This is a genomic window from Aliirhizobium wenxiniae (assembly GCF_014201355.1).
Taxonomy (GTDB): domain Bacteria; phylum Pseudomonadota; class Alphaproteobacteria; order Rhizobiales; family Rhizobiaceae; genus Neorhizobium; species Neorhizobium wenxiniae.
The window spans coordinates 195,363-217,506 of record NZ_JACHEG010000001.1 but is presented as its reverse complement, the minus strand read 5'-3'; the positions used below and the strand labels follow the sequence as shown (position 1 = coordinate 217,506).

The 22,144-nt window shown below is 58.5% G+C and carries 19 protein-coding genes; 7 read left to right on the top strand and 12 right to left on the bottom strand.

Features of this window, described 5'->3' with window-relative positions; all coding sequences use genetic code 11:
• Positions 1-4 precede the first annotated feature (4 nt).
• Positions 5-3,097 carry an excinuclease ABC subunit UvrB gene (uvrB, locus tag HNQ72_RS01155; protein WP_183989190.1) on the top strand — a complete coding sequence of 1,031 codons (3,093 nt, stop codon included), beginning with the start codon at positions 5-7 and terminating at the stop codon, positions 3,095-3,097.
• Between the two features lie 123 nt (positions 3,098-3,220).
• Here uvrB and HNQ72_RS01150 read toward each other — a convergent pair whose 3' ends face one another.
• Together HNQ72_RS01150 and HNQ72_RS01145 are read right to left on the bottom strand one after the other, a co-directional pair.
• The gene (locus HNQ72_RS01150; protein ID WP_183989189.1) at positions 3,221-4,699 is read right to left on the bottom strand and encodes a hypothetical protein; all 1,479 of its coding nucleotides are present in this window, start codon (positions 4,697-4,699) and stop codon (positions 3,221-3,223) included.
• A gap of 278 nt (positions 4,700-4,977) precedes the next feature.
• Positions 4,978-5,343 carry a DUF6693 family protein gene (locus HNQ72_RS01145; protein WP_210319481.1) on the bottom strand — a complete coding sequence of 122 codons (366 nt, stop codon included), beginning with the start codon at positions 5,341-5,343 and terminating at the stop codon, positions 4,978-4,980.
• A gap of 912 nt (positions 5,344-6,255) precedes the next feature.
• Here HNQ72_RS01145 and HNQ72_RS01140 point away from each other — a divergent pair.
• Positions 6,256-6,663 carry a hypothetical protein gene (locus tag HNQ72_RS01140; RefSeq protein WP_183989188.1) on the top strand — a complete coding sequence of 136 codons (408 nt, stop codon included), beginning with the start codon at positions 6,256-6,258 and terminating at the stop codon, positions 6,661-6,663.
• 72 nt (positions 6,664-6,735) lie between these two features.
• On the opposite strand, the gene HNQ72_RS01135 is transcribed toward HNQ72_RS01140, so the two are convergent.
• Together HNQ72_RS01135 and dusA are read right to left on the bottom strand one after the other, a co-directional pair.
• A complete protein-coding gene (locus tag HNQ72_RS01135) occupies positions 6,736-9,114 on the bottom strand; it encodes a bifunctional diguanylate cyclase/phosphodiesterase (RefSeq protein ID WP_183991199.1) in 2,379 nt (792 codons plus the stop codon).
• Positions 9,115-9,267: 153 nt separating this feature from the next.
• Positions 9,268-10,347, bottom strand: a complete 1,080-nt coding sequence (gene dusA / locus HNQ72_RS01130; protein ID WP_183989187.1) for a tRNA dihydrouridine(20/20a) synthase DusA — start codon at positions 10,345-10,347, stop codon at positions 9,268-9,270.
• Positions 10,348-10,573: 226 nt separating this feature from the next.
• Here dusA and HNQ72_RS01125 point away from each other — a divergent pair, with 226 nt between their 5' ends.
• On the top strand, positions 10,574-10,855 hold the full coding sequence (locus HNQ72_RS01125; RefSeq protein ID WP_183989186.1) for a hypothetical protein: 282 nt from the start codon (positions 10,574-10,576) through the stop codon (positions 10,853-10,855).
• Positions 10,856-10,917: 62 nt separating this feature from the next.
• Here the strand turns inward: HNQ72_RS01125 and HNQ72_RS01120 are convergent, their stop codons facing one another.
• The gene (locus tag HNQ72_RS01120) at positions 10,918-11,220 is read right to left on the bottom strand and encodes a hypothetical protein (RefSeq protein ID WP_183989185.1); all 303 of its coding nucleotides are present in this window, start codon (positions 11,218-11,220) and stop codon (positions 10,918-10,920) included.
• A gap of 575 nt (positions 11,221-11,795) precedes the next feature.
• On the opposite strand from HNQ72_RS01120, the gene HNQ72_RS01115 reads away from it, so the two are divergent.
• The 3 genes from HNQ72_RS01115 to HNQ72_RS01105 all read left to right on the top strand — a co-directional run bounded on the left by HNQ72_RS01115 (position 11,796) and on the right by HNQ72_RS01105 (position 14,136).
• Positions 11,796-12,725, top strand: coding sequence for a glycosyltransferase 61 family protein (locus HNQ72_RS01115; protein ID WP_183989184.1), 930 nt, complete (start codon positions 11,796-11,798; stop codon positions 12,723-12,725).
• A 166-nt stretch (positions 12,726-12,891) separates the two neighbouring features.
• The gene (locus tag HNQ72_RS01110) at positions 12,892-13,578 is read left to right on the top strand and encodes a fumarylacetoacetate hydrolase family protein (protein ID WP_183989183.1); all 687 of its coding nucleotides are present in this window, start codon (positions 12,892-12,894) and stop codon (positions 13,576-13,578) included.
• Between the two features lie 24 nt (positions 13,579-13,602).
• A complete protein-coding gene (locus HNQ72_RS01105) occupies positions 13,603-14,136 on the top strand; it encodes a gamma carbonic anhydrase family protein (protein WP_183989182.1) in 534 nt (177 codons plus the stop codon).
• Here HNQ72_RS01105 and HNQ72_RS01100 read toward each other — a convergent pair whose 3' ends face one another.
• From HNQ72_RS01100 to HNQ72_RS01090, 3 genes are read right to left on the bottom strand one after another with little or no spacing between them, the layout of a single operon-like run.
• The gene (locus HNQ72_RS01100; protein WP_183991197.1) at positions 14,137-14,553 is read right to left on the bottom strand and encodes a Fur family transcriptional regulator; all 417 of its coding nucleotides are present in this window, start codon (positions 14,551-14,553) and stop codon (positions 14,137-14,139) included.
• Positions 14,554-14,561: 8 nt separating this feature from the next.
• Positions 14,562-15,389 carry a zinc ABC transporter permease subunit ZnuB gene (znuB, locus tag HNQ72_RS01095; RefSeq protein ID WP_183991195.1) on the bottom strand — a complete coding sequence of 276 codons (828 nt, stop codon included), beginning with the start codon at positions 15,387-15,389 and terminating at the stop codon, positions 14,562-14,564.
• Positions 15,382-16,305: an ATP-binding cassette domain-containing protein gene (locus HNQ72_RS01090; RefSeq protein WP_183989181.1), complete on the bottom strand. Its 924-nt coding sequence runs from the start codon at positions 16,303-16,305 to the stop codon at positions 15,382-15,384. Before HNQ72_RS01090 ends, znuB begins: the two co-directional genes overlap by 8 nt.
• Positions 16,306-16,414: 109 nt before the next feature.
• Here HNQ72_RS01090 and HNQ72_RS01085 point away from each other — a divergent pair, with 109 nt between their 5' ends.
• Entirely contained in the window at positions 16,415-17,395 is a 981-nt protein-coding gene (locus tag HNQ72_RS01085) for a zinc ABC transporter substrate-binding protein (RefSeq protein ID WP_183989180.1), read from the top strand.
• A 104-nt stretch (positions 17,396-17,499) separates the two neighbouring features.
• On the opposite strand, the gene HNQ72_RS01080 is transcribed toward HNQ72_RS01085, so the two are convergent.
• The 4 genes from HNQ72_RS01080 to HNQ72_RS01065 all read right to left on the bottom strand — a co-directional run bounded on the left by HNQ72_RS01080 (position 17,500) and on the right by HNQ72_RS01065 (position 22,131).
• Positions 17,500-17,856 (bottom strand): RcnB family protein, encoded by a 357-nt coding sequence (locus HNQ72_RS01080; protein ID WP_148146493.1) that lies wholly within the window; start codon positions 17,854-17,856, stop codon positions 17,500-17,502.
• Positions 17,857-18,006: 150 nt separating this feature from the next.
• Positions 18,007-19,626, bottom strand: coding sequence for a glycoside hydrolase family 43 protein (locus HNQ72_RS01075; protein ID WP_183989179.1), 1,620 nt, complete (start codon positions 19,624-19,626; stop codon positions 18,007-18,009).
• A 254-nt stretch (positions 19,627-19,880) separates the two neighbouring features.
• The gene (gene mgrA / locus HNQ72_RS01070; protein WP_183989178.1) at positions 19,881-20,930 is read right to left on the bottom strand and encodes an L-glyceraldehyde 3-phosphate reductase; all 1,050 of its coding nucleotides are present in this window, start codon (positions 20,928-20,930) and stop codon (positions 19,881-19,883) included.
• Between the two features lie 67 nt (positions 20,931-20,997).
• The gene (locus tag HNQ72_RS01065) at positions 20,998-22,131 is read right to left on the bottom strand and encodes a Gfo/Idh/MocA family protein (protein WP_183989177.1); all 1,134 of its coding nucleotides are present in this window, start codon (positions 22,129-22,131) and stop codon (positions 20,998-21,000) included.
• Between the last annotated feature and the right edge of the window lie 13 nt (positions 22,132-22,144).

Genomic DNA, 22,144 nt, shown 5'->3' with positions numbered 1-22,144 from the left:
GGCCATGGCCAGATCCCCGAAAAAATCCACGCCCGATACCTCCAGCGGTTTCGGTGAAGCTCCCCAGTCATCCTTTGAAGGCGCGCCTCTGGAAGGCAGCGTTGCCGACTGGGTGAAGCAGCTCGAGGCGGAGGCGGAAGCGTCGGGGATCGAGACCCAGCGCGAGATCGCCTCCAAGGCCGGCAAACACCGCAAGAAGATCGAGATCGCCGCCCGCGAACAGGCTTTGCGCGAGGCGGGAGAGGACGCTGCCAAGACGAAGAAAGCGGCCAAAACCACCGGCAAGACCGCCAAGAACACGACGGCCAGCAAAACCGCCCGCGGCGTCTCGATCGGCGCCTCGTCCGATCCGAAGACCCGCGCCGCCGCCGGCCTCAATCCGGTCGCCGGCCTCGATATCTCGCTGGAAGACGCCCAGAGCCTTGCACCGGGCGCCGTCACCGCCACGGTAGATGCCCTGTCGAAACTGATCGAATCGGGCAATCCGCTGTTCAAGGACGGCAAGCTGTGGACGCCGCACCGCCCCGAACGGCCGGCAAAATCCGAGGGCGGCGTCACCATCCGCATGGCGTCGGAATACAAGCCCGCCGGCGACCAGCCGACCGCGATCGCCGATCTCGTCGAGGGCATCAACAACAACGAGCGCAGCCAGGTCCTGCTTGGCGTCACCGGTTCGGGCAAGACCTTCACCATGGCCAAGGTTATCGAGGAGACCCAGCGCCCCGCCGTCATCCTCGCGCCCAACAAGACGCTGGCAGCCCAGCTCTATTCCGAGTTCAAGAATTTCTTCCCGGACAACGCGGTCGAATATTTCGTCTCTTACTACGACTATTACCAGCCGGAAGCCTATGTGCCGCGCTCCGACACATTCATCGAGAAGGAATCGTCGATCAACGAACAGATCGACCGCATGCGCCACTCCGCCACCCGCTCGCTCTTGGAACGCGACGACTGCATCATCGTCGCCTCGGTCTCCTGCATCTACGGTATCGGTTCGGTCGAAACCTACACCGCCATGACCTTCCAGATGGAAGTCGGCGACCGCCTGGATCAACGCCAACTCCTGGCCGACCTCGTCGCCCAGCAATACAAACGCCAGGACATCAATTTCATCCGCGGATCGTTCCGTGTGAGGGGCGACACGATCGAAATCTTCCCCGCCCACCTGGAAGATGCCGCATGGCGCATCTCGATGTTCGGCGACGAGATCGACAGCATTACCGAGTTCGACCCGCTCACCGGCCAGAAGACCGGCGACCTCAAGTCGGTGAAAATCTACGCCAACTCGCACTATGTCACGCCGCGCCCCACCCTCAACGGCGCCATCAAATCCATCAAGGAAGAGCTGAAAATCCGCCTCGCCGAGCTGGAAAAGGGCGGCCGCCTGCTGGAAGCGCAGCGCCTCGAACAGCGCACCCGCTACGATGTCGAAATGCTCGAAGCCACCGGCTCCTGCGCCGGCATCGAGAACTATTCGCGTTATCTCACCGGCCGCAATCCCGGCGAACCGCCACCGACCCTGTTCGAATATATTCCCGATAACGCCCTGCTGTTCATCGACGAAAGCCACGTCTCCGTCAGCCAGATCGGCGGCATGTACCGGGGCGACTTCCGCCGCAAGGCGACGCTCGCCGAATACGGTTTCCGCCTGCCCTCCTGCATGGACAACCGCCCGCTGCGCTTCGAGGAATGGGACGCAATGCGCCCGCTCACCGTCGCCGTTTCGGCCACGCCCGGCAATTGGGAAATGGAACAGTCCGGCGGCGTGTTTGCCGAACAGGTCATCCGCCCGACCGGCCTGATCGATCCGCCGGTGGAAGTCCGTTCCGCCCGCTCCCAGGTCGACGACGTTCTCGGCGAAATCCGCGAAACCGCCCAGAAAGGCTACCGCACCCTTTGCACGGTTCTCACCAAGCGCATGGCCGAAGACCTCACCGAATACCTGCACGAACAGGGTGTTCGCGTCCGTTACATGCACTCGGATATCGACACGCTGGAACGCATCGAGATCATCCGCGACCTGCGTCTCGGCGCTTTCGACGTGCTGGTCGGCATCAACCTGCTGCGTGAGGGCCTCGACATTCCCGAATGCGGCTTCGTCGCCATTCTCGATGCCGACAAGGAAGGTTTTCTCCGGTCGGAGACATCGCTGATCCAGACCATCGGCCGCGCGGCGCGTAACGTCGACGGCAAGGTCATTCTCTACGCCGACAAGGTCACCGGCTCGATGCAGCGCGCCATGGACGAAACCGCCCGCCGCCGCGAAAAGCAGATGGCCTACAATACCGAACACGGCATCACGCCGGAATCGGTCAAGGCAAAGATCTCCGACATCCTCGACTCGGTCTATGAACGCGACCACGTCCGCGCCGACATTTCCGGCGCTTCCGGCAAGGGTTTTGCAGACGGCGGCCATCTGGTCGGCAACAACCTGCAATCCCATCTCAACGCGCTGGAAAAATCGATGCGCGACGCCGCAGCCGATCTCGACTTCGAAAAGGCCGCCCGCCTGCGCGACGAAATCAAACGCCTCAAGGCAGCAGAGCTTGCGACCATGGACGACCCGATTGCGCGGGATGAGGCAAGAAGCCAGGAACGCGGCGGCAAAGGCGGAACGAAACCTAACCGCGAGTCGATCTCCCCCCCTGTGGGGGAGATGTCCGGCAGGACAGAGGGGGGCGCCTCACCCTCCGAACCCGCCTCGATACCCCCCTCTGCCCCTATCGGGGCATCTCCCCCACAAGGGGGGAGATCAGAGGAGAGCGCCTCCTACTTCACCAAACCCACGCTCGACGACATGGGCCCGGGCACCGACACCGCACGCCCCCTTTTCCGCCGCAACACGCTCGACGAAATGACCGTCGGCCGCACCGAAAAACCATCAACCGGCGCTCTCCCCGAACGCCCGCCTGAAACCTACAGCACCAAAAAGCGCTTCTCGCCGCTCATGGAAGGCCAACCCGAACGCGCAGATGGCGGCAAGGATGATCCGCGACCTGTAGTCCGAGGCAAGATCGGCGCCGGGAGTTACGAGGATGCGGGAGAGCAGAAGCGCAAGGGACGGACGAAGGGGAAGACGGGGCGACCGGGGCGGTAAACAGATTCCCTTCTCACCTAGGTCAAGGAGTAGATTGTGGCCGCAGAACGAGAAGCGGCGGCCACATAATCGTTTAGAAGGAAAGCTGTCAAAGTAAACGGCTGACCTATTTAAGGCGACGAATCAATTCACGCTTCGCAATAAAATCTTCTTCGCTTCTTCGGATTTTTTCGGCTGGTCCTTGGCTCTAGCAACACCAATCGCAATTCCTCCGAGAGCATTAATAATACCACCTTTCTTAATTGCAGAAGAGATATAATCTACGCCAAATATACTTCTAAATGTCTTCTTAAACTCATCATCATCTCTAACATGATAAAATACTGGCCATTCCTGATATTCAAGGGCAGATATCTCTCCGTTCTTACCAATCCTTTTCATCATAGACGTAACTTCCATTACGTCACCACGAATAGCCGCTACACAGCACTGGAAATTAACTGCCGAAGCTGACCAATCTACAGAATCTAGAATGGAAAGAGCTTCCTTCTCCTCTGAGAGTAACTTGCACACGCTAGCGTGATTAACGATAAATATTCTATTGATAATATCAGACCGATCCCCTCTCAAATCCCTGGCAAAAGACACAAGGTATTTCGCTAATCTATATTCACCTGACAATATCAGATCGAAGCATAAACTCGACAAAAGAGAGTCGGATATCCCGGACTCACTAGGATCAATCTTTCTCCAACATACAGTAATAAGCTTAACTCCAAATTCTATTATAAAATCTAGAGAATTGTGAAAATAAACAGAGTCAACAAAAATATAATTCCCCTTCTCAAGATTGTTTTTTTCTATTATTTTCTTGGAGACTTTTGATAAGTAAATATCGTTAATTATTCCATTGTTGTGAGCATATATATTTCTCCTTTCAAACACCTCAAGGAATTCATCAATGTTTTTATGATTCTTCCTAATATCGGAGATTCCGACCTTTTGTTCGAACCATTCGATTTGACGTTCCGTTCCTTCTCTAAAAATATTCTCAACTTCTTTCTCAATATATCTCGACTTCACGTCCTCAAGAGAAGAGGCCTCCAATACTTCCAGAAGTGAAACAGACTTGTCTTTTGTGAGGATTATTTTAGGATTATTATCTATTATTATCTTCGCCAAAAGTGACATCTGATGCTCAAAACTGCTAACTATACCCATCAGAAGCATCTGAGGTATTTCTCGCCCCACGATCTTTGATGACTTAAGCAATTCTCTTATCTTGAGAAGGTCTACTTTCTTTTGAGCAGGGAGGCGAAAAATCTTTTGATTTTGCCGCTCTTCGATAACTGTCCCATTTTTAACGAGGAAGTCACTTAATGCTTCTCGCCCGATATTATCCGAAACAAAAGATCCTAATCCGGCAAAAAACCTCAGAAACTCTATGTAACCTTTCATTGTATCGGCGAAATTTACGAATCTTGTCGCCATTGCCGAAGACTTTCCAGTCGTCGTGTTCTGTATCTCTTTCTCAAATTTCTCGACCAAAACTCCGTTGTCGAAGTCAAAATCTGAGAAGTCATTTTTGTCGGAGTAGGAAAATCCAAATCCCCTCTCCATATCTTCATAAAAGCAAACGAATAATTCTGCTTTCTTCGCCATACATTGCCTCGAATCATTACAACTATAAATTCCAGTATAGATCATCAGCTTGGAACGTTTTTTTTCAATAGGCTACCTGCGCGAGCACCTCCGGCATTTTCTGTCTCTTTATTCCATGACCGATCAGCCCAAACGCCCCATGACGTTCAAGATTTCACGATAAATCCGCACTCTATGGTGTTTGATAGCATGTAGTGTTTATACCACCATCGATTGTCTAAGCACTCAAGGGCGGAGAAAGTGCTGAAAAAGCACCTCAAATACTCCCTTCCACCCCCTCAATAATACTCAATCACCGTATCGCTCAGCACGACCCGCACCACTCGGTACAGATAAAAGAACCCAGCGATACCGAAGGTGATGAGGATCAGGATGCCCCAGATGATCACGTGGCCGATCGAGGAGATCAGGTCGAAATTGCAGCGCAGCTTGCCGATCGGGCGGCCCTGCTGGTCGAGCACTTCGGTCCGGTTCAGCACCGCCCGGTTGAGGTAATAGGGAAAGACAAGCAGCGCGAGGCCGAGGGTGACGATCGTCAGGACGACCCAGACGATGACATGGCCGATCGACTGGCCGATCGAAAATTCGCAACGCAATCGCGCCGCCCGCGACCCGATCTGAGCCGCCTGCAATGCCTGGTTCATTCCGTCCTGTCCCCCGACACAATGATGCTTGCCCGTGGACACAGTGACAGAACATGACAGAGTGTCAATTGCGGCAGGACTTACCTGGTTGAGATCGGGCCTGCTTCAACCGTAGCCGTGAAACCCGGCGGCGGAACAACCTCCCCTCATTCCTGTGCCTGTCACAGGAATCCAGCCACGGCGCGTCCGCGCCGTGAATGAATCACGTCTCAAGGAGTCTTACGCGCCATGGACATGGCGCTGCTGGATCCCTGTGACGAGCACGGGGATGAGGGAGCATGCCGCACGCGCAACGGACAAACGCCTCTTTTCTGTGGACGTTCCTAGCGCTCTCATTCAGTAAATCCAACGGCTTGCACGAAACTCCCTCCCCTTTCATCCCCGCCCTCTCGCCCCATGCCTACAATCTCCCCGTTCCGTCACGGATACACCGGCAGGCGTGCCGGCGAGACGGGACCGGCGCTGGTGGTGAAGGGACGACGTAAATCTCCACCACCGGGGTCCGCGGAAAATGGTCTCCCTCCGGCGACACGGGGGAAGCGGCAAGGTTTTCGGACCGGCCTGCCGCTTCTGATGCCCGAACGGCGCGTCGGACGTGCCTGTGCGGCACACATGGTGGCCTCAAGGATGGTTTCGCCGGGCGTTCAAGTCCGCTCGTGAAAGCGGGAAATCCGGCGGCGGCGACATGGAGGGTTGGCGATAAGTCGTTTCGCCCGTTTTCCATCAAGCCAGACGAACACCATCCGGCAAGGCAACGGCAGAGGGACCGGAGTCGCGGATAAAAACTGCCGAACGGGGCGCTGAGAGGTGTCACCTATAAACTAACTTACGAGGCAGCTTTCAGCGCCCCGTCCGTTCAAGCCTCTTCGAGTTGACCCTCGAGAGGAAAACAAGGATCGCCAAGGGGGAAAAATGTCTGACAGCAAGCCGCCATTAGATGCCCATCTTGCCATGTGCACCGCCGATGTCATGGCCATGCCGCAGATGGTCTGCCGCCGCCATAGCTGCCGTCGCGGCCAGCGTTGTCGCTGGTATTTCGAGACAAGCCGCGAACCCTGCTGCCTGCGCAATCTCGATCCCGGTCAGCGGGCGATCTTCGACCAGATCTATCAGGCGGCGCATTTCGCAAAAGGGTTTCTCGGCAGCGACGGTCCGTTCTTCGAGGCGCTGAGCGGGCCGGAGCGGCTTTCCGACGATCTGTCGATCGCAATCGCCCGCAATGTGGCGCATCGCTGGATGGTGGCACGATGGGATAAAGCCAGACGCGCACGCGAAAAACGGATAGCGGCCGCCGATCGGCTGAGGGATGCGGAGGAATGAAGCAATGCGACGGGAGTTTCCACAGGACTTCCGGCCTGCGCCCTGCCCCCGCCGCCTGTCCTCATCCCCGCTTCATCCCCGCTTGCGGAAGGACGGCACCCGGCGGATGCCGGACAGGATTTCCACTTCGCCGGCGCTTTTCGGCTTGCCGAGCAGAAAACCCTGCAGCTGCTCGATGCCTTCCTCGATCACCATGCGGTGCTGGCCGAATGTCTCGATGCCTTCGGCGACGACCGGCAGGTCGAGGCTTTTGCCGAGCCCGATGATCGCCTTGACGATGGCGCGGGCGCTGTCGTCCTCCTCCATCTGCCAGATGAAGCTGCGGTCGATCTTGATCTTGTCGAAGGGAAAGGCCTGCAGGTTGCCGAGCGAGGAATATCCGGTGCCGAAATCGTCGATGACGATCATCACGCCGAGCGCGCGCAGCTTCTGCAGCATGGCAAGCACCGTCTCGCGGTTTTCGATCAGCGAGGTTTCGGTGATTTCCAGCTCCAGCCGGTGCGGCTCCAGTCCGCTGTCGGTCAGCGCCGATGCGACCGTGTCGACAAGATCGGGGAAGCGGAACTGCACCGCCGAGACATTGACCGCCACCGCCAGGCCGTCATCCCATGAGGCGGCGGTGCGGCAGGCCTCGCGCAGCGCCCATTCGCCGAGCGTGACGATGATGCCGGTTTCTTCGGCGACCGGAATGAAAGTCGCCGGCGAGATCTGGCCGAGATCCGGGTGGTGCCAGCGCATCAGCGCCTCATATCCGGTACAGGTGCCGTTCGAGGCGTCGAACAGCGGCTGGAAGACGAGCGACAGCTGGTCGCGCAGGGCCGCGTGGCGCAGCTCGCTTTCGACAAGCCGGCGCTGGCGCAGGTCGGCGTCCATGTCGGCGGAATAGAAGGCGGCGGTGCCGCGGCCGTTGAATTTGGCGTTGTAGAGCGCCATGTCGGCGGCATTGCGCAGCTCGTCGGCGGTGCGTCCGTCCTCGGGGAAGATCGACACGCCGATCGAGACGCCGACCGCCTTAGGGTCGAAATTGACGTTCATCTCCTGGCGGAACGTGTCGAGGATGCGGTCGGCCAAGAGATAGGCCGCGGTCGGCTGGTCGAGACCTGGCTGAAGGATGATGAATTCGTCGCCGCCGATGCGGGCCGGCGTGGCCGTCATACCGACGCAGCGGCGCAGGATATCGGCGACCCTGATCAGCACCCGGTCGCCTTCAGCGTGGCCGAAGACGTCGTTGACGGCCTTGAAGCGGTCGAGATCGAGCGCCAGCACCGCCAGCCTTTCGCCAGTGCCGCCCGCGACTTCGATCGCGGTGTCGAGCTTCTCGTTGAACAGCGAACGGTTCGGCAGATCGGTCAACGCGTCGTGGCGGGCCATGTGCTCGATCTTGAGTTCGGCGACGCGCTTTTCGGTCAGATCGCGGACCGCAAGCACCTGGCACTGGCGGCCGCGATATTCGATCGTGTGGACTGCGACTTCGAGAAAGGCCTCCTTGCCGAGCTTCAGCGGTCCCGCCTTCAGGGGGGCTGCCTCGACCGCGCGGGTTCGCTCGACATCAATCAACGAAATCCCGTCGGCTGCGACCATCAGCGCATCGGGGGAGCGGCCGATGACGTCGCGATCACGCAGGCCGAGCATGGCGGGGAAACGGGCGTTGGCCTCGATGATGACACCCTCGCGCACGACCGCGAGGCCTTCGAGCGTCGCATTGGCGAAACCGCGCAGGTCGGTGAGATAGCGGTCGAGGAAGCTCGCGATCGTCCCGGCCAGCACGATCATGCCGACAACGACGGAGACCGCCCAGACCATCCAGATCCGGCCAATATCACCGTCCAGAGACACTTCCGGCAGCGACGGATCGGGGGCGAGCGTGGTGGCCGACATGGCAGAGAAATGCAGGAGGCAGATCGACAACACGCTTGCCCCGACAGCGGCCCAGAGGCCGCGGCGACCCTTGCGGCGCATCGACATGCGGAAGGCGAAGGTCATGAGGCCGATCGAAAGGATCGCCGCCGCCGGGATCATGCCGATCTCGTGGCGTATCGTCGCCGCGGCGCGGATCGATTCCGTGCCGGTGAAGTGCATTCCCGCAACCGTCAGCGTCGCAGCAATGCCGGCGGCAATCTCGCTCTTCAGCGTGCCGCCCTCGGCGATCCTGAGGCTTGCCCAGAAACCGACAGCAGCAATGACGGCGGAAAGGATGGTGCGGAACAGTTCGAATTCGATTGCGACCGTGCCCTGATAGGCGAGCATGGCGACGAAATGGGTGGCCCAGACCGAAAGTCCGCCGGTGATGGCCGCAACGAGTAGCCAGATTTTTCGGCGTTTCTCACTGCATTCGACTGCCCGGCGATGGATGAGAAAGAACGCCAGCATGCCGACGACGCAGATGCCGGCTGCCAGAGCCACCAGCGCGTGATCGTGCTGGACCGCGACGCATTCCAGAACCTTGAACATCATACACTACCAGATCCAGGCGGTGATTGATTTCACCGTCATTGGGCTGGGCTGGAACATTACGAGTACGCTATTTAAGAAATATCTAATACGAAACAACGCAGAGCTGTTGCATTCCGATACATGCACCAATACCCATAAATTATTGGGGGTTTATCCCGCGATCCGTTCCGGCTCACACTCAGCGTTGCCGGAAAGATTGACGGCGGCGAAGGCTGCCGTGATGATTTCCGTCCCCGCGCCGGGTTTTGTCGCCTCGGACGACAGGATCTGGCGGAAACGCCGGGCACCGGCATAGCCCTGAAAAAGGCCGACCATGTGACGAGTGACATGATGCAGGCGTCCGCCGGAGGCGATGACCTCATCGGCATAGGCAATCATCGTGTCACGCAGGCCAGTCCAGTCAGTCTCAAGAGTTCGAGTCCGGGCAGGACTCGAACCATCCAGCATGGCATCCACCCCCGCCAGCAGACCAGTGTTCTGATAGGCGGCGCGGCCGAGCATGACGCCATCCATAACCGAAAGGTGGCCTTCAGCCTGCTCAAGAGTGGAGATGCCGCCATTGATACCGACAAACACGTTGGGATTCTCGCGCTTCATGCGATGGACGAGATCGTAGTCGAGCGGCGGGATCTCGCGGTTTTCCTTCGGTGACAGGCCCTGCAGCCAGGCCTTGCGGGCGTGGATCCAGATTGCATCCGCCCCTGCCCCGATCATGCGGGCCAGAAAGTCAGGCAGGACATCGCGCGGCTCCTGGTCATCGATACCGATGCGGCATTTCACCGTAACCGGAACAGGAGACACTTTCTTCATCGCAGAGACAAGGTCAGCGACATGAGCAGGCTCGCGCATCAAACAAGCACCGAACGTGCCAGACTGGACACGATCGGACGGACAGCCGACATTGAGCCCGATTTCGTCATAACCATAATCGGAGGCTATACGGATCGCTTCGCAGAGCTTGCCTGCATCCGAACCGCCGAGTTGCAGTGCAACGGGGTGTTCCTGAGCGGAAAACGACAGGAGACGTTCGCGCGGACCGTGAATGATCGCGTCAGCCACGACCATTTCGGTGTAAAGCAGAGCATCTGACGAAAGCTGCCGATGGAGAAAACGGCAGTGTCGGTCGGTCCAGTCGATCATCGGCGCGACGGCGAAGATTTTTTGGCCCGTTTCCAGCGCTGTCTCGTAAAAGGTCACGTCTTTTTCTCCGCGTGGGTGACACAATACCATGCCACACCCTTTCGCCTCGGGGATAAACCGGAGTTCATGACCCGATCACCAGGCCGGGGCTTATCCGGGAAACCGCTCAGACCTTTGGGGCTGACCAGATGGCGGTGCTATACAGGCGATCGGCCGGGAAAGAAAGGTTCGAGGCCGTGCAAAGATATCAACGAGGAAGGAACAGTATCACGCGCTGACCGTTCATCATCACGTCAACGCCAACCGAGGACTCTCAATGCCCCGCGATCTGTCTACCGATATCGACCGCCTGACAACCCAGCTCGCAGATCTGCGTGCCGCCTTGGCAAAACAGGCCAGTGCTTCGGCAGACGACGCTTCAAGTTATATAATGCCGCGTGCTCGCCAAGCTGCCCGTCAGCTTCGCCATGAAGGTTATCAGCTTTCAGATACAGTTCGGCGGAACCCGGGAGCGACGACCGGGGCAATTGTCGGCGCGCTGGCGCTAATCGCCGGCTTTGCATTTCTATTATCAAAGGCCGGCTCGGATCGCGGCTAAACGACGACTGCCCAGAGGCCTGAAGACTGCGGATATATCGTCTGCAGTCTTGAAGCACAGGCTCAATGTACCGAGGGGGTGTCATCCTCTTCCAGAAAACTCTTCAGCCCGTCGCGTTCAGCCGTTGCCAGGAATTCTTCCCACGCCGCCTGATCGGTTTCGAAATTTTCTTCCCAGGTGGTGACGATCTCCGTCTGGCTGATGACTTCCAGCGTCCAGTCACCATTGGTGCCGGCTTCCCGAAAAATATCAACCAGAACAGTTACGCCTTCATCCTCGAACTCGCCTGCAAATTCGGAGTGCTCAAGTTGAGGCTCCTTCGATTGTTTCGACTTCGGCTGGTTCGGTTTAGGCGGCTTCGACATTGGGTGCTGACCTTCTAGTCCTGTTTTAGTCCACAACAGTCATTGGCCGGAAACGCAAGCCAGTGCAAGCAGCCTTCTCGATAACGGATCAACGACTGACGGCCCTCGCTGTGCAGCACTCTCCTTGGCGATAGATCCTACAGCTCCCGCACACGCTTATCGCTTACCGGCAAGCCCCTTCATTACCGTGTCACCTTACGGGGATTTGCGGATCACTTCATCCAGGCGCTAGCCGCAATTCAGGTGCCCAAATCCGACCAGCAGAACGAGTGCACCCCATCGCGGAATCAAGAAAGTAAAAAACAAATAATAATTTAATAAAAACGAGAGTTAAATTAATCATCAAACCAACATTCGAACACCAAATCCAAATAATACTGTAACAAACAATTAACTAATCATCTTAAACGCGCTTCATTGGAAGGTGTTCTGTGGGTTTTTCTCATTTTAAGCGAAACATTGCGCCCGTCGTCTACACAATTGCCGAACAGCTCGGTTATTATCGGAATTGGTCGCGAGATGAGAGGCGCTTCAGCAGACGCGAAGCTGTGAATTTCTCGGGCGAGATACCGCCGATGGCGGGGACGGAATTCAACCAGTACCGGCTGAAATACGATATTCCACGTAATGTCATCGGCAGTGCGTCGAACGTCATTTATACCGCAAAGGGCATGGGCTGGGTAAATGGCCGGCTTGAACGGCGGCTAAGCTTCCAGGAAGTGAATCTCAAACATCTTCTGGACAAGCCGTCCAGACCCGCGCGGCGACTTGAACGGGGTACGATACTGCAGGCACAAACGCCGAAGACATTTGGCGACTGGATGTCAGAACACGTGTCGTCGCTTGCGATAGCCCTCAATCGATTGGGAACACTCGATCCTCTGATCCTGCCGAGCCACTGGCTGGCGAAACCCTATGTAAAAAGAGACCTGGCACGACTGGGTATCGAGGCAATCGCAATCGATGAACCGGTCGAGATTGCGCAGGCAACCGTTCTGAGCAAGACACGCCCCGGACATTACTGGACTGCAGCGGAGACCGACAATCTTCGTAAAGCCCTGAAGGTGGCACCCAAGCCCGCCCGCCCCGGCAGCGCCGTATATCTCTCGCGACTGGGAGAAAAAGGTGAAGGCCCGCAACGGCAGATGAACAACACGCTGATCGAGGCCGCAATGATGGCTGCCGGCGTATCCATTATCAGGACAGCGGGCCGTTCGCTGGAAGAATATCTCGCCGCAGCCGGGAATGCCGAGACGGTTTTTGCCGATCACGGAAGCGCCATGTACAATCTCGTCTATTGGCAGACCAAGCGGGTGGTGGAACTGCATTCGCCCGATTATTGGGACGGCTCGTTCCTGATGTTTGCCGATGGCCTGGGTATTCATGACTATCATGTCTGGATGGTCGGCGAGACGATGACTGTCGATGCCCTGAGAAACCGTGCCGTGTATCTGCTGGAAAAGCCGATCGACCACAATCAAGCACCGATCATGCTGGCAGGCTGATAACGAGCTATCCGCTGACATTTGCTGCGCGTGGTCAACCGGATACGGTCATTTCGGCCGTATCCATCTGACCGCATATGAATTTATTTTCCTTCATCTCTAGGATTGCCGGGCGAATTGATGGACAAAGGCCCTGCGTTTTTCCAGTGATGTAAGGATACCCAAGATGCGCGCCACAGTGATCCCTGCCCCCGAATCCGTGCTTCTCGATGTCGTCGGCGTAACCGAACAGTTTCCGGTGCGCCGGGTCTATTGCGTTGGCCGCAACTATGCCGACCATGCGATCGAGATGGGGCATGACCCTTCCCGCGAAGCGCCGTTCTTTTTCCAGAAAAATGCAGACAACGCCTATAACGGCGAAAGCTTTCCCTATCCGCCGCTCTCCTCCAACGTGCATTTCGAGGTGGAGCTGGTGATGGCGCTTTCGGGCGGCGGTGCGGATATTGCCGCCGAAGACGCGCTGTCCAAGGTCTATGGTTATGGCGTCGGCATCGACTTTACCCGTCGCGACCTTCAGGACCAGATGAAAAAGATGGGCCGGTCCTGGGAAGTTGCAAAGGCATTTGAAAAGTCGGCTCCGGTTTCGGCACTCGTGCCGGCTTCGAAGATCGGCCACCCGCAGGAAGGCGCAATCTGGCTCGAGGTCAACGGCTCCCGCAAGCAGGACGGCAATCTGAACCAGATGATCTGGAAGCTGCCGGAGATCATCGCAGAACTGTCCAAACAGTTCGTTCTGGCGCCGGGTGACATCATCATGACCGGCACACCGGCCGGGGTCGGCGCCATAGTCAAGGGTGACAAGGTCACCTGCGGCGTGGCCGGGGTCGGCGAACTTTCGCTATCCGTCATCTGACGGAAACTATCGGGGAGTGACGTGATGCCGATCTATGCGCTCGGGGATTTCCTGCCTTCACTTCCCGCCCCCGACCGCTACTGGGTGGCGCCGGATGCCAATGTCATAGGTAAGGTCATTCTTCATGAGGATGCCGGCATCTGGTTCGGCGCGACCCTGCGCGGCGACAACGAGCCGATCACTGTCGGCGCACGTTCCAATATTCAGGAAGGCGTGACGGTGCATACCGATCCCGCCTTCCCGGTCTCCATCGGTTCCGACTGCACGATCGGGCATCATGCGATCATCCATGGCTGCACGATCGGCGACAATTCGCTGGTCGGCATGGGGGCGACGATCCTGAACGGCGCGAAGATCGGCAGGAACTGCCTTGTCGGCGCAAATGCGCTGGTGACCGAAGGCAAGGAGTTTCCCGACAATTCTCTGATCGTTGGCTCGCCCGCCAAGGCGATCCGCGTGCTGGATGATGAAGCTGCCGCGAAGCTCACGGCCTCAGCTGCGCGTTACGTGGCAAACTGGAAGCGTTTTTCGCGAGATCTCAAAGAAATAAAGCCCTAATCAGGCCGCGCATTTTTCGCAAAGGCCGCGAATTTCGATCGTCGTCTTGGACGGCTTGAACCCTTTCGACTTGGCCCAGTCGCCGAGTTGATGATCGACCTTGTGATCGTGGAATTCCATCACCTGATTGCAGCTTTCGCAGATGGCGAAGGCGACCGTGCCGTGGCCGTGCCCCTGGGCACCGCCGCAGCATTCATGCTCGCGGTGGGCGCAGGCGACGAAGGCGTTGAGGCTTTCCAGCCGGTGAACCATGCCGAATTCGGTCAGCTTGTCGAGCGCGCGATAGACCTGCAGCGGTGCGCGAAAACCGTGGTCGCGCAGCTTGTCGAGTATCGTATAAGCGCTCATTGGACCTTCGGCGCGGTTCAGCGCATCGAAGACGAGCGCCTGGTTCTTGGTCAGGGCCGGACTGACGATCGGGGCGTTCATCCTTGCACTCCCTTGTTTGCAGGCCGTTCGGCGGTGGTACGACCGAAGGCAGGAATCAGACTTAATATGAAAAGTAGGAGTGCCGCGACCACGATGGAAGGGCCGGACGGCGTATCATAGGTGAGCGATCCAAAAAGACCGCCGACGACCGCAGCCGATCCGATGAGCGACGCGAATACCGCCATCCATTCCGGACTTGCCGAAAAGCGGCGCGCGGTGGCGGCCGGGATGATCAACAGCGAGGTTATCAGCATGATGCCGACGATCTTCATGGCAATGGCGATGACGAGCGCCATCAGCAGCATGAAGAAGAGTTTTGTGCGCGCCGGATTCATGCCTTCGGCTTCCGCCACGTCCTCGCTGACGGTGGAGGCGACGAGCGGGCGCCAGAGGTAGACGATCGCCGCGACGACAACGGCGCCGCCGACCCAGATAAGGGCGATATCGGACGGCGTGACGGCGAGAATATCGCCGAAAAGGAAGGCGATAAGGTCGATCCTTACCCAGGTCATGAAGGCGACGAGAACGAGGCCGATCGCCAGTGCCGAATGGGAGAGGATGCCGAGAAGCGCATCAGCCGAAAGCGACTGGCGTCTCTGCAGCAAGAGCAGTACGGCGGATACAAGGATGGCAACGCCGAAAACGGCAATCAGAAGGTTGACTTCGAAGAACAGCGACAGCGCCACACCGAGCAGTGCCGAATGGGCCATCGTATCGCCGAAATAGGCCATGCGCCGCCAGACGACGAAACAGCCGAGCGGACCGGCAGTAAGCGCCACGCCTATGCCCGCGATGAGAGCGCGGATGAAGAAATCGTCAAGCATGGCGGGTGCCCTCACCTTTCTGCGTGTCGTGGTGATGGGCATGATCTTGAGGATGATCATGGCCGTGATCATGATCCGAATGATCGTGGTGGTGGCCGTCTTCGGGATGGCAGTGTTCGGTGATAGAGCCATCCGCGTGACGCACCCGGCCATCGGGAAGATGGGTGTGGTCATGATGGTGGTTATAGACGGCAAGCGAGCGGGCATTGCCGCCGAAGAGCTTCATGTAATCCGAACTCTGGCTGACCACTTCCGGCGTGCCGCGGCAGCAGACATGGCCGTTGAGGCAGATCACCGTATCGGTGCCGGCCATGACCATGTGGAGATCGTGCGAGATCATCAGGATGCCGCAGCCGGTGGCGTTGCGGATGGTGCGGATCAGATCGTAGAGGGCCGCCTCACCGGCGAAATCCACGCCCTGGACGGGTTCATCGAGCACCATCAGATCCGGCTTGCGGGCGATTGCGCGGGCCAGCAACGCGCGCTGAAATTCGCCGCCGGAAAGATGGCGGACCTCGGAATCGGCAAGATGCGAAATGCCGGTGGCCTCAAGAGCGGCAGCGATCTCAGCCTCCTTCAGCGGGCCGGTCAATGTCATCAGGCGGCGGACTGAAAGCGGCATGGTCCAGTCGATGGCGAGTTTTTGCGGGACATAGCCGATGCGCAGATCGCGCTTGCGGGTGACAGACCCTTCATCGGCCTTCAAAACGCCAATCGCCATCTTGGCGGTGGTCGATTTTCCGGCGCCGTTCGGGCCGATAAGGGTGACGACTTCGCCTCGAGCAATATCGAATTCGACGCCGCGTACAAGCCAGCGGCCATCGCGGCGGATGCCGGCATTGGAAAGAGAAACCAGCGTTTCCTTCAGTTTCGGGCGGTTGTCTGCGGCCGGGGCGGCCCGCTTGCTCATCAGCATCTTGGTTCAAAATTCCTGTTACCGGCCCTCTTGCCGACCGTCTTGGCACACGTTATAGCATAACGCAATTGATGTAATAACATTACATCTCTAAACAAGGAAGAATGCCATGAAATTTGCCGCCGCCCTCCTTCTTTCCTCGGCTGCGATGATCTGCGCCCCCAGCGCCTTTGCCGCTACGCCGGACGTCGTCGTATCGATCAAGCCGATTCATTCGCTGGTCGCCTCGGTGATGAAGGGTGTTGCCGAGCCGAAGCTGATCGTCGAGGGCGCAGCATCGCCGCATACCTATAACATGCGGCCGTCGAATGCCGCCGCACTACAGAATGCCGACCTGATCTTTTGGGTTGGCCACGGAATGGAGGCATTTCTGGAAAAGCCGCTCGAGGCGCTGGGATCGAAGGCGACGGTGGTGACGCTGGAAGATGCGCCGGGGCTGACGAAGCTGAAATTCCGCGAAGGCGGCGTGTTCGAGCCGGAAGCGGAAGAAGGCCATGACCACGGGCATGGCCACAACCATGGTGCCGGCGAAGACCATGCCGACGGCGAGGATGACGGCGATCACGACCATGAAGGCAATGACGTGCACCTCTGGCTCGACCCGATGAATGCCAAGGCTATGACCGCGGAGATCGAAAAACAGCTGGTTCAGGCCGATGCGGAACATGCTGCCATCTATCAGAAGAATGCTGCCGAACTGATGGGCAAGCTCGATGCGCTGGATACAGATCTGAAAGCCGAACTGTCACCGATCAAGGACAAGCCGTTCATCGTCTTCCACGACGCCTATCAGTATTTCGAGCATCGCTACGGCGTGAAGGTGGCCGGCTCGATCACGGTCAGCCCTGAGACGATGCCGGGTGCAGAACGGGTGAAGGAAATCCACCAGAAGGTCGAAGATCTCGGCGCGACCTGCGTTTTTGCCGAGCCGCAGTTCGAGCCGAAGCTGGTGAAGGTGGTGACCGAGGGGAGCAAGGCGAAATCCGGCGTGCTGGACCCGGAGGCAGGCGCCCTGAAGGAAGGGCCGGAGCTTTATTTCGACATGATGCGGGGTCTTGCGACCTCGTTGAAGACCTGCCTGTCGCAGTGATGTGACGGACCGGCAAGAGTTTCCCCTCACGACCGGTCTTCAGGCAGACGACCGGCGGGTGCCTAACGACACACCCGCCGGTCTCCTATTTTTAGTACCCGCTCTTAACGAGCAGCGATGATGCTGGAGATGACGCCGGTGGCGATGCCGATCATCAGGTAGTCGTTATCGACCTTCACCCACTTGTAACCGCGCGGCGGAGCCGACAGGCGGTAGCGGCGGTAGTCGCGAACATCAGCCATGCGGCGGCGCTCGGCGGCAGTCGCACGATGGCCCTTCGACCAGCGCTGCTTGTGGATGACGACCTTCTTGTCGACATGAACGCGCTTGTCCACCCGCTTATCGACGTGACGTTCGACCTGACGGCTGCGGTCGTTGCGCCAGTCCTGCGCCTGGGCTGCGGTGGCGATCGGGCCGGCCAGAACGGTGGCGGCAACAAGTGCGACAATGAACTTCTTCATGGCTAAATCCTCGCGTTGAACACACCCGAGAATTAGGGCTCAAGCGATGAATGCCGTATGAATGCAAGATTAAATATGCGTAATGAAAATATGGACTTGCGGTAACATTCTCGCGGACGAAATTAACGATTTCGCAAGCCCTTTGGCAAATCAGTCGAGAATCGCCTCGTAGGAAAAACGACTGAAATCAGCAGGCCTCGCCCTGCCCGACGTATCGAAGGCGAACATGCCGGCAAAGGCACCCGTGAACGAGCCGTGCTCACCGCGGCCACCCTCATCCGAGATGACACTGGCATCAAGGGCTGGGCCTATTGCCTGCCAATCATTGGTTCCGCCGGATCGCCAGAAGAATTGCAGGTCGTTGTCACGGATTTCCATTGCCAGTTCCACCGGGCCATCCGGAATGGCAACGCCGCTGCCGGCGGGGAACTGCATACGACCATGCGGAAAATCTCCGGGACATGAAAAGATCGTCACCACGCGGCCAAGCTTTTCATGCAGCGTTACGACAAGTGCGTGGAACTTGTGGCGATTGTAATAATAGGTCAGGCCACACGCCTGCTGATAGGTATCAGATTGGAAGGTTTCGACCGTGGTTTCTGCGCGAAACCGGTGATGCTCCTGCCGGCGGGCGACGAGGGATTGTTCAAACCATGAGCCGATGCTTTCGCGGCCGATCAGCCGGAGATGGCCTGGACGTTCCGTGAGGCTGAAGATGCGATCCGGCTCGGGCGTGCGCAGCCATTGAAAATCGATCGGCAGCGTGTCTCCATTGAAGGAGTAGTCGATACGAGTGGGTTTTGCGATCGGCTCCGCATCGGCAGGGGCCGGCACATCGACATCCGGCACGAGGCCGCCCTGGGCCAGATAGAGCCAGTCATCCTCCTTCCAGACGCATTTCTGCAGGCCGGTTTCGCGGCCGAGCGGCGAGCGACGGTTGGGCGCGAGGGGACGGCTGCAGAGATGGGTGTGGTAGACGTCACCATCCGGTGTCTCGACGTATTGGCCATGGCCGGAGCGCTGCAAAACGGCTTCCGGATTGTCCTTGGATGTCAGGAGATGTGTATTCGGGTGAAGCTCGTACTGGCCGTCGATGGCGCGCGAGCGGGCCATCGTCACCGCATGGTCGTAACCGGTGCCGCCTTCCGCCGTCGTCAGATAATACCAGCCGTTGCGCTTGAAGAGATGCGGCGCCTCGACGAGGCCGAGCGGGCTGCCGGGAAAGATGTTGGTGATCGGGCCTTCCAGCGCCTTCGCCTCGGTATCCCATTCCTGCAGCAGGATGCCGTCAAAGGCCGGATGTTTCGGCGCGCCGCCGTAACTTTCAGTCCGGTGGTTCCACTGCATGTTGACGAACCATTTGCGGCCATCGTCATCGTGGAAGAGTGACGGATCGAAGCCGGAGGAATTGGCATAGGCCGGATCGGACCACTCGCCCTCGATCGTCGGCGAGGTGACAATGTAGTTATGGGCGTCCTTGAAATTGCCGTCGTAGCGTTTGACGTCCGTATAGACGAGCCAGAACAGGCCATCAGCATAAGACAGACACGGCGCCCAGACGCCGCAGCTATCGGGATTGCCGCGCATATCGAGCTGGGATTTTCGCTCCAGCGGGCGGCGGATGAGCGTCCAGTTCACCAGATCACGGGAATGATGGATCTGCACGCCGGGATACCATTCGAATGTGGAGGTGGCGATGTAATAATCCTCGCCGACACGGCAGATGGATGGATCGGCGTTGAAGCCCGGCAGGATTGGGTTGCGGATCATGAACGTGTCTCCTCCCAGAGATTGTATGAGGCGGCTCCTCAGACGCTTGTAGGATTTCACTTATGCGCGGACAGAGGCCTACCCCTCATCCGCCTGCCGGCACCTTCTCCCCGCTCGCGGGGAGAAGGACGATGTGGCACCGCCTTGCCTCGCTCTCCTCCGTTGAGCGGGGCAAGTCTCCTCGCCCCGTTTACGGGGAGAGGGGCAAATCCCTCCATTAACGTGAGGGCAAATGCTTGCGCGGAAATGTCAGCTCACTTATTCCGCGCCGGACCTTCCCGTTCAGCCGAGGCTGCCCAGATATTGATGTCGGCTTCCCTGGCGAACTTGTCGATTTCGGCCAGTTCTTCCGCCGTGAAATCGCGCTTTTCGAGCGCCTTGACGCAATCCTCGACCTGTTCCGGACGGCTGGCACCGATCAGTGCGGTCGTGACGCGGTTGCCGCGCAGGACCCACGCGAGCGCCATCTGCGCCAGAGTCTGGCCGCGGCGTTCGGCTATTGCATTGAGACCCTTGAGGTTCTCGATGTTCTTGTCGTTCAGGAAAGCCGGGCGCAGCGATTTCCCCTGGGCGGCGCGACTGTCTTCCGGGATGCCACCGAGATATTTCGAGGTCAACATGCCCTGCGCCAGCGGCGAGAAGACGATCGAGCCGACGCCGAGATCCTCCAGCGTATCAAGCAGGCCGTCTTCCTCGACCCAGCGGTTGATCATCGAATAGCTCGGCTGGTGGATGAGGACGGGCGTGCCCATCTGTTTCAGGATTTCGACCGCCTCGCGGGTACGCTTGGAATTGTAGGACGAGAGACCGACGTAAAGCGCCCTGCCCGAGCGAACAATGTGATCCAGCGCGCCGCAGGTTTCCTCGAGCGGCGTATCCGGGTCGAAACGGTGCGAATAGAAGATGTCGACGTAATCGAGGCCCATGCGCTTCAGGCTCTGGTCGCAGGAGGCGATCAGATATTTGCGGCTGCCCCATTCACCGTAAGGACCCGGCCACATGTTGTAGCCGGCTTTCGACGAGATAATCAGTTCGTCGCGCAGCCCGGAAAATTCCTCGCGCAGGATCTGGCCGAAGGCGAGTTCGGCTGAGCCGGGCTTCGGGCCGTAATTGTTGGCGAGGTCGAAATGGGTGATGCCGAGGTCGAATGCTTTCTGGCAAATATCGACCTTGCGCTGGTGCGGCGTGTCATCACCGAAATTGTGCCAGAGGCCGAGCGAAATTGCCGGCAGCTTGAGGCCGGATTTGCCGCAGCGATTATAGGTCATGCTTTCGTAGCGGTTTTCCGCCGGGAGCCAAGCCATATGAAAAGTCCTCCAAATGAAACCGGCGCCGAACCTCATTTCCGGCGCCGGCTGCAGTTTTAGCGTCTCACGCCAGAAGCGCCAGTGCCTCTTCTATGCCAAGTGCCGCAGGCTTGGTGCAGGTCGTCGTTGTGGCGACGAAATTGCCCTCGGCACCGGATTTCAGGATCGAGGTCATGACATCGACACCGTGAAGCGCACGGTCGATCGAGCAACGGATATCGCGGCCTTCGATCAGCGCCATGGCCATATCCGCCAGACCCGCCGTGCGGTAGTTGGCGCGCGGGCCGTTCGGATGCTCCTGATTGGCTTTGCCGAAGGGGTGATCCCAATCCTTCAGGGGCGCGATATCCTTGTTGCGACCGCTCGCTTCAACCACGCCGCCGAAGAAGTTCGGATCCGGCACGTAGATCGAGCCTTCCGTGCCGTAGAGTTCCATATTGGCGTGGCGATGGGACCAGACATCCCAGCTGGCAGAGAGCGTGATGGTCGCGCCATCGACGAATTCCAGAAGCGCGTGGATATTGGTCGGCGTCTCGACCGGAATGATCGTGCCCTTCAACGGCTCGCTGGTGACGGTACGGGTCGGGTTCGCCATGGTAGTCAATGCCGCGACACGCTTTACCGGGCCGAGGAAGTTGATCAGGTTGGCGATGTAATAAGGGCCAAGATCGAGGATCGGGCCGCCGCCATTGAGGAAAAAGAAGCCCGGATTGGGGTGCCACATCTCCATGCCGGGGCTCATGACGTGGCAGGTACCGGAGGTGATGCGCCCTACCCCGCCTTCGTCGATATAGGCGCGGGCAAGCTGGTGTGCGCCGCCTAGAAAAGTATCGGGGGCGCAACCGATGGCGAGCCCTTTTTCCCGGCCGAGCGCCTGCAGTTCCTTGCCCTGATCCAGCGTCACCGTCAGCGGTTTTTCCGAATAGACATGTTTTCCGGCCTGCAGGATCGCCTTGGAGACGGCGAAATGTGCATCAGGAATGGTCAGGTTGACGATCACATCGATCTCGTCATTGGCGAGAAGCTCTTCGACCGTCTGCGCCTTGACGCCATATTCCTTCGCCTTCGCCTGTGCGGCGACGGGATTGATATCTGCGCAGGCGAGAACCTTGATGCCCTTGAACAGGGGAGACAGCGCAAAATAGGTGGTGGAAATGTTGCCGCATCCGAGGATGCCGACGCCAAGTTCCTTGGTCATTGGGGATACTCCG

What these genes read in the sequence shown, in the direction of transcription:
- HNQ72_RS01150 (WP_183989189.1), bottom strand. Translation starts at nt 4,699, where the DNA reads ATGGCGAAGAAAGCAGAATTATTCGTTTGCTTTTATGAAGATATGGAG.
- mgrA (WP_183989178.1), bottom strand. Translation starts at nt 20,930, where the DNA reads ATGGCTTGGCTCCCGGCGGAAAACCGCTACGAAAGCATGACCTATAAT.
- uvrB (WP_183989190.1), top strand. Translation starts at nt 5, where the DNA reads ATGGCCAGATCCCCGAAAAAATCCACGCCCGATACCTCCAGCGGTTTC.
- HNQ72_RS01075 (WP_183989179.1), bottom strand. Translation starts at nt 19,626, where the DNA reads ATGATCCGCAACCCAATCCTGCCGGGCTTCAACGCCGATCCATCCATC.
- HNQ72_RS01065 (WP_183989177.1), bottom strand. Translation starts at nt 22,131, where the DNA reads ATGACCAAGGAACTTGGCGTCGGCATCCTCGGATGCGGCAACATTTCC.
- HNQ72_RS01145 (WP_210319481.1), bottom strand. Translation starts at nt 5,343, where the DNA reads ATGAACCAGGCATTGCAGGCGGCTCAGATCGGGTCGCGGGCGGCGCGA.
- HNQ72_RS01115 (WP_183989184.1), top strand. Translation starts at nt 11,796, where the DNA reads ATGGCGGGGACGGAATTCAACCAGTACCGGCTGAAATACGATATTCCA.
- HNQ72_RS01090 (WP_183989181.1), bottom strand. Translation starts at nt 16,305, where the DNA reads ATGCTGATGAGCAAGCGGGCCGCCCCGGCCGCAGACAACCGCCCGAAA.
- HNQ72_RS01110 (WP_183989183.1), top strand. Translation starts at nt 12,892, where the DNA reads ATGCGCGCCACAGTGATCCCTGCCCCCGAATCCGTGCTTCTCGATGTC.
- znuB (WP_183991195.1), bottom strand. Translation starts at nt 15,389, where the DNA reads ATGCTTGACGATTTCTTCATCCGCGCTCTCATCGCGGGCATAGGCGTG.
- HNQ72_RS01140 (WP_183989188.1), top strand. Translation starts at nt 6,256, where the DNA reads ATGTCTGACAGCAAGCCGCCATTAGATGCCCATCTTGCCATGTGCACC.
- HNQ72_RS01080 (WP_148146493.1), bottom strand. Translation starts at nt 17,856, where the DNA reads ATGAAGAAGTTCATTGTCGCACTTGTTGCCGCCACCGTTCTGGCCGGC.
- HNQ72_RS01135 (WP_183991199.1), bottom strand. Translation starts at nt 9,114, where the DNA reads ATGTTCAAGGTTCTGGAATGCGTCGCGGTCCAGCACGATCACGCGCTG.
- HNQ72_RS01085 (WP_183989180.1), top strand. Translation starts at nt 16,415, where the DNA reads ATGAAATTTGCCGCCGCCCTCCTTCTTTCCTCGGCTGCGATGATCTGC.
- HNQ72_RS01120 (WP_183989185.1), bottom strand. Translation starts at nt 11,220, where the DNA reads ATGTCGAAGCCGCCTAAACCGAACCAGCCGAAGTCGAAACAATCGAAG.
- HNQ72_RS01125 (WP_183989186.1), top strand. Translation starts at nt 10,574, where the DNA reads ATGCCCCGCGATCTGTCTACCGATATCGACCGCCTGACAACCCAGCTC.
- HNQ72_RS01105 (WP_183989182.1), top strand. Translation starts at nt 13,603, where the DNA reads ATGCCGATCTATGCGCTCGGGGATTTCCTGCCTTCACTTCCCGCCCCC.
- dusA (WP_183989187.1), bottom strand. Translation starts at nt 10,347, where the DNA reads ATGGTATTGTGTCACCCACGCGGAGAAAAAGACGTGACCTTTTACGAG.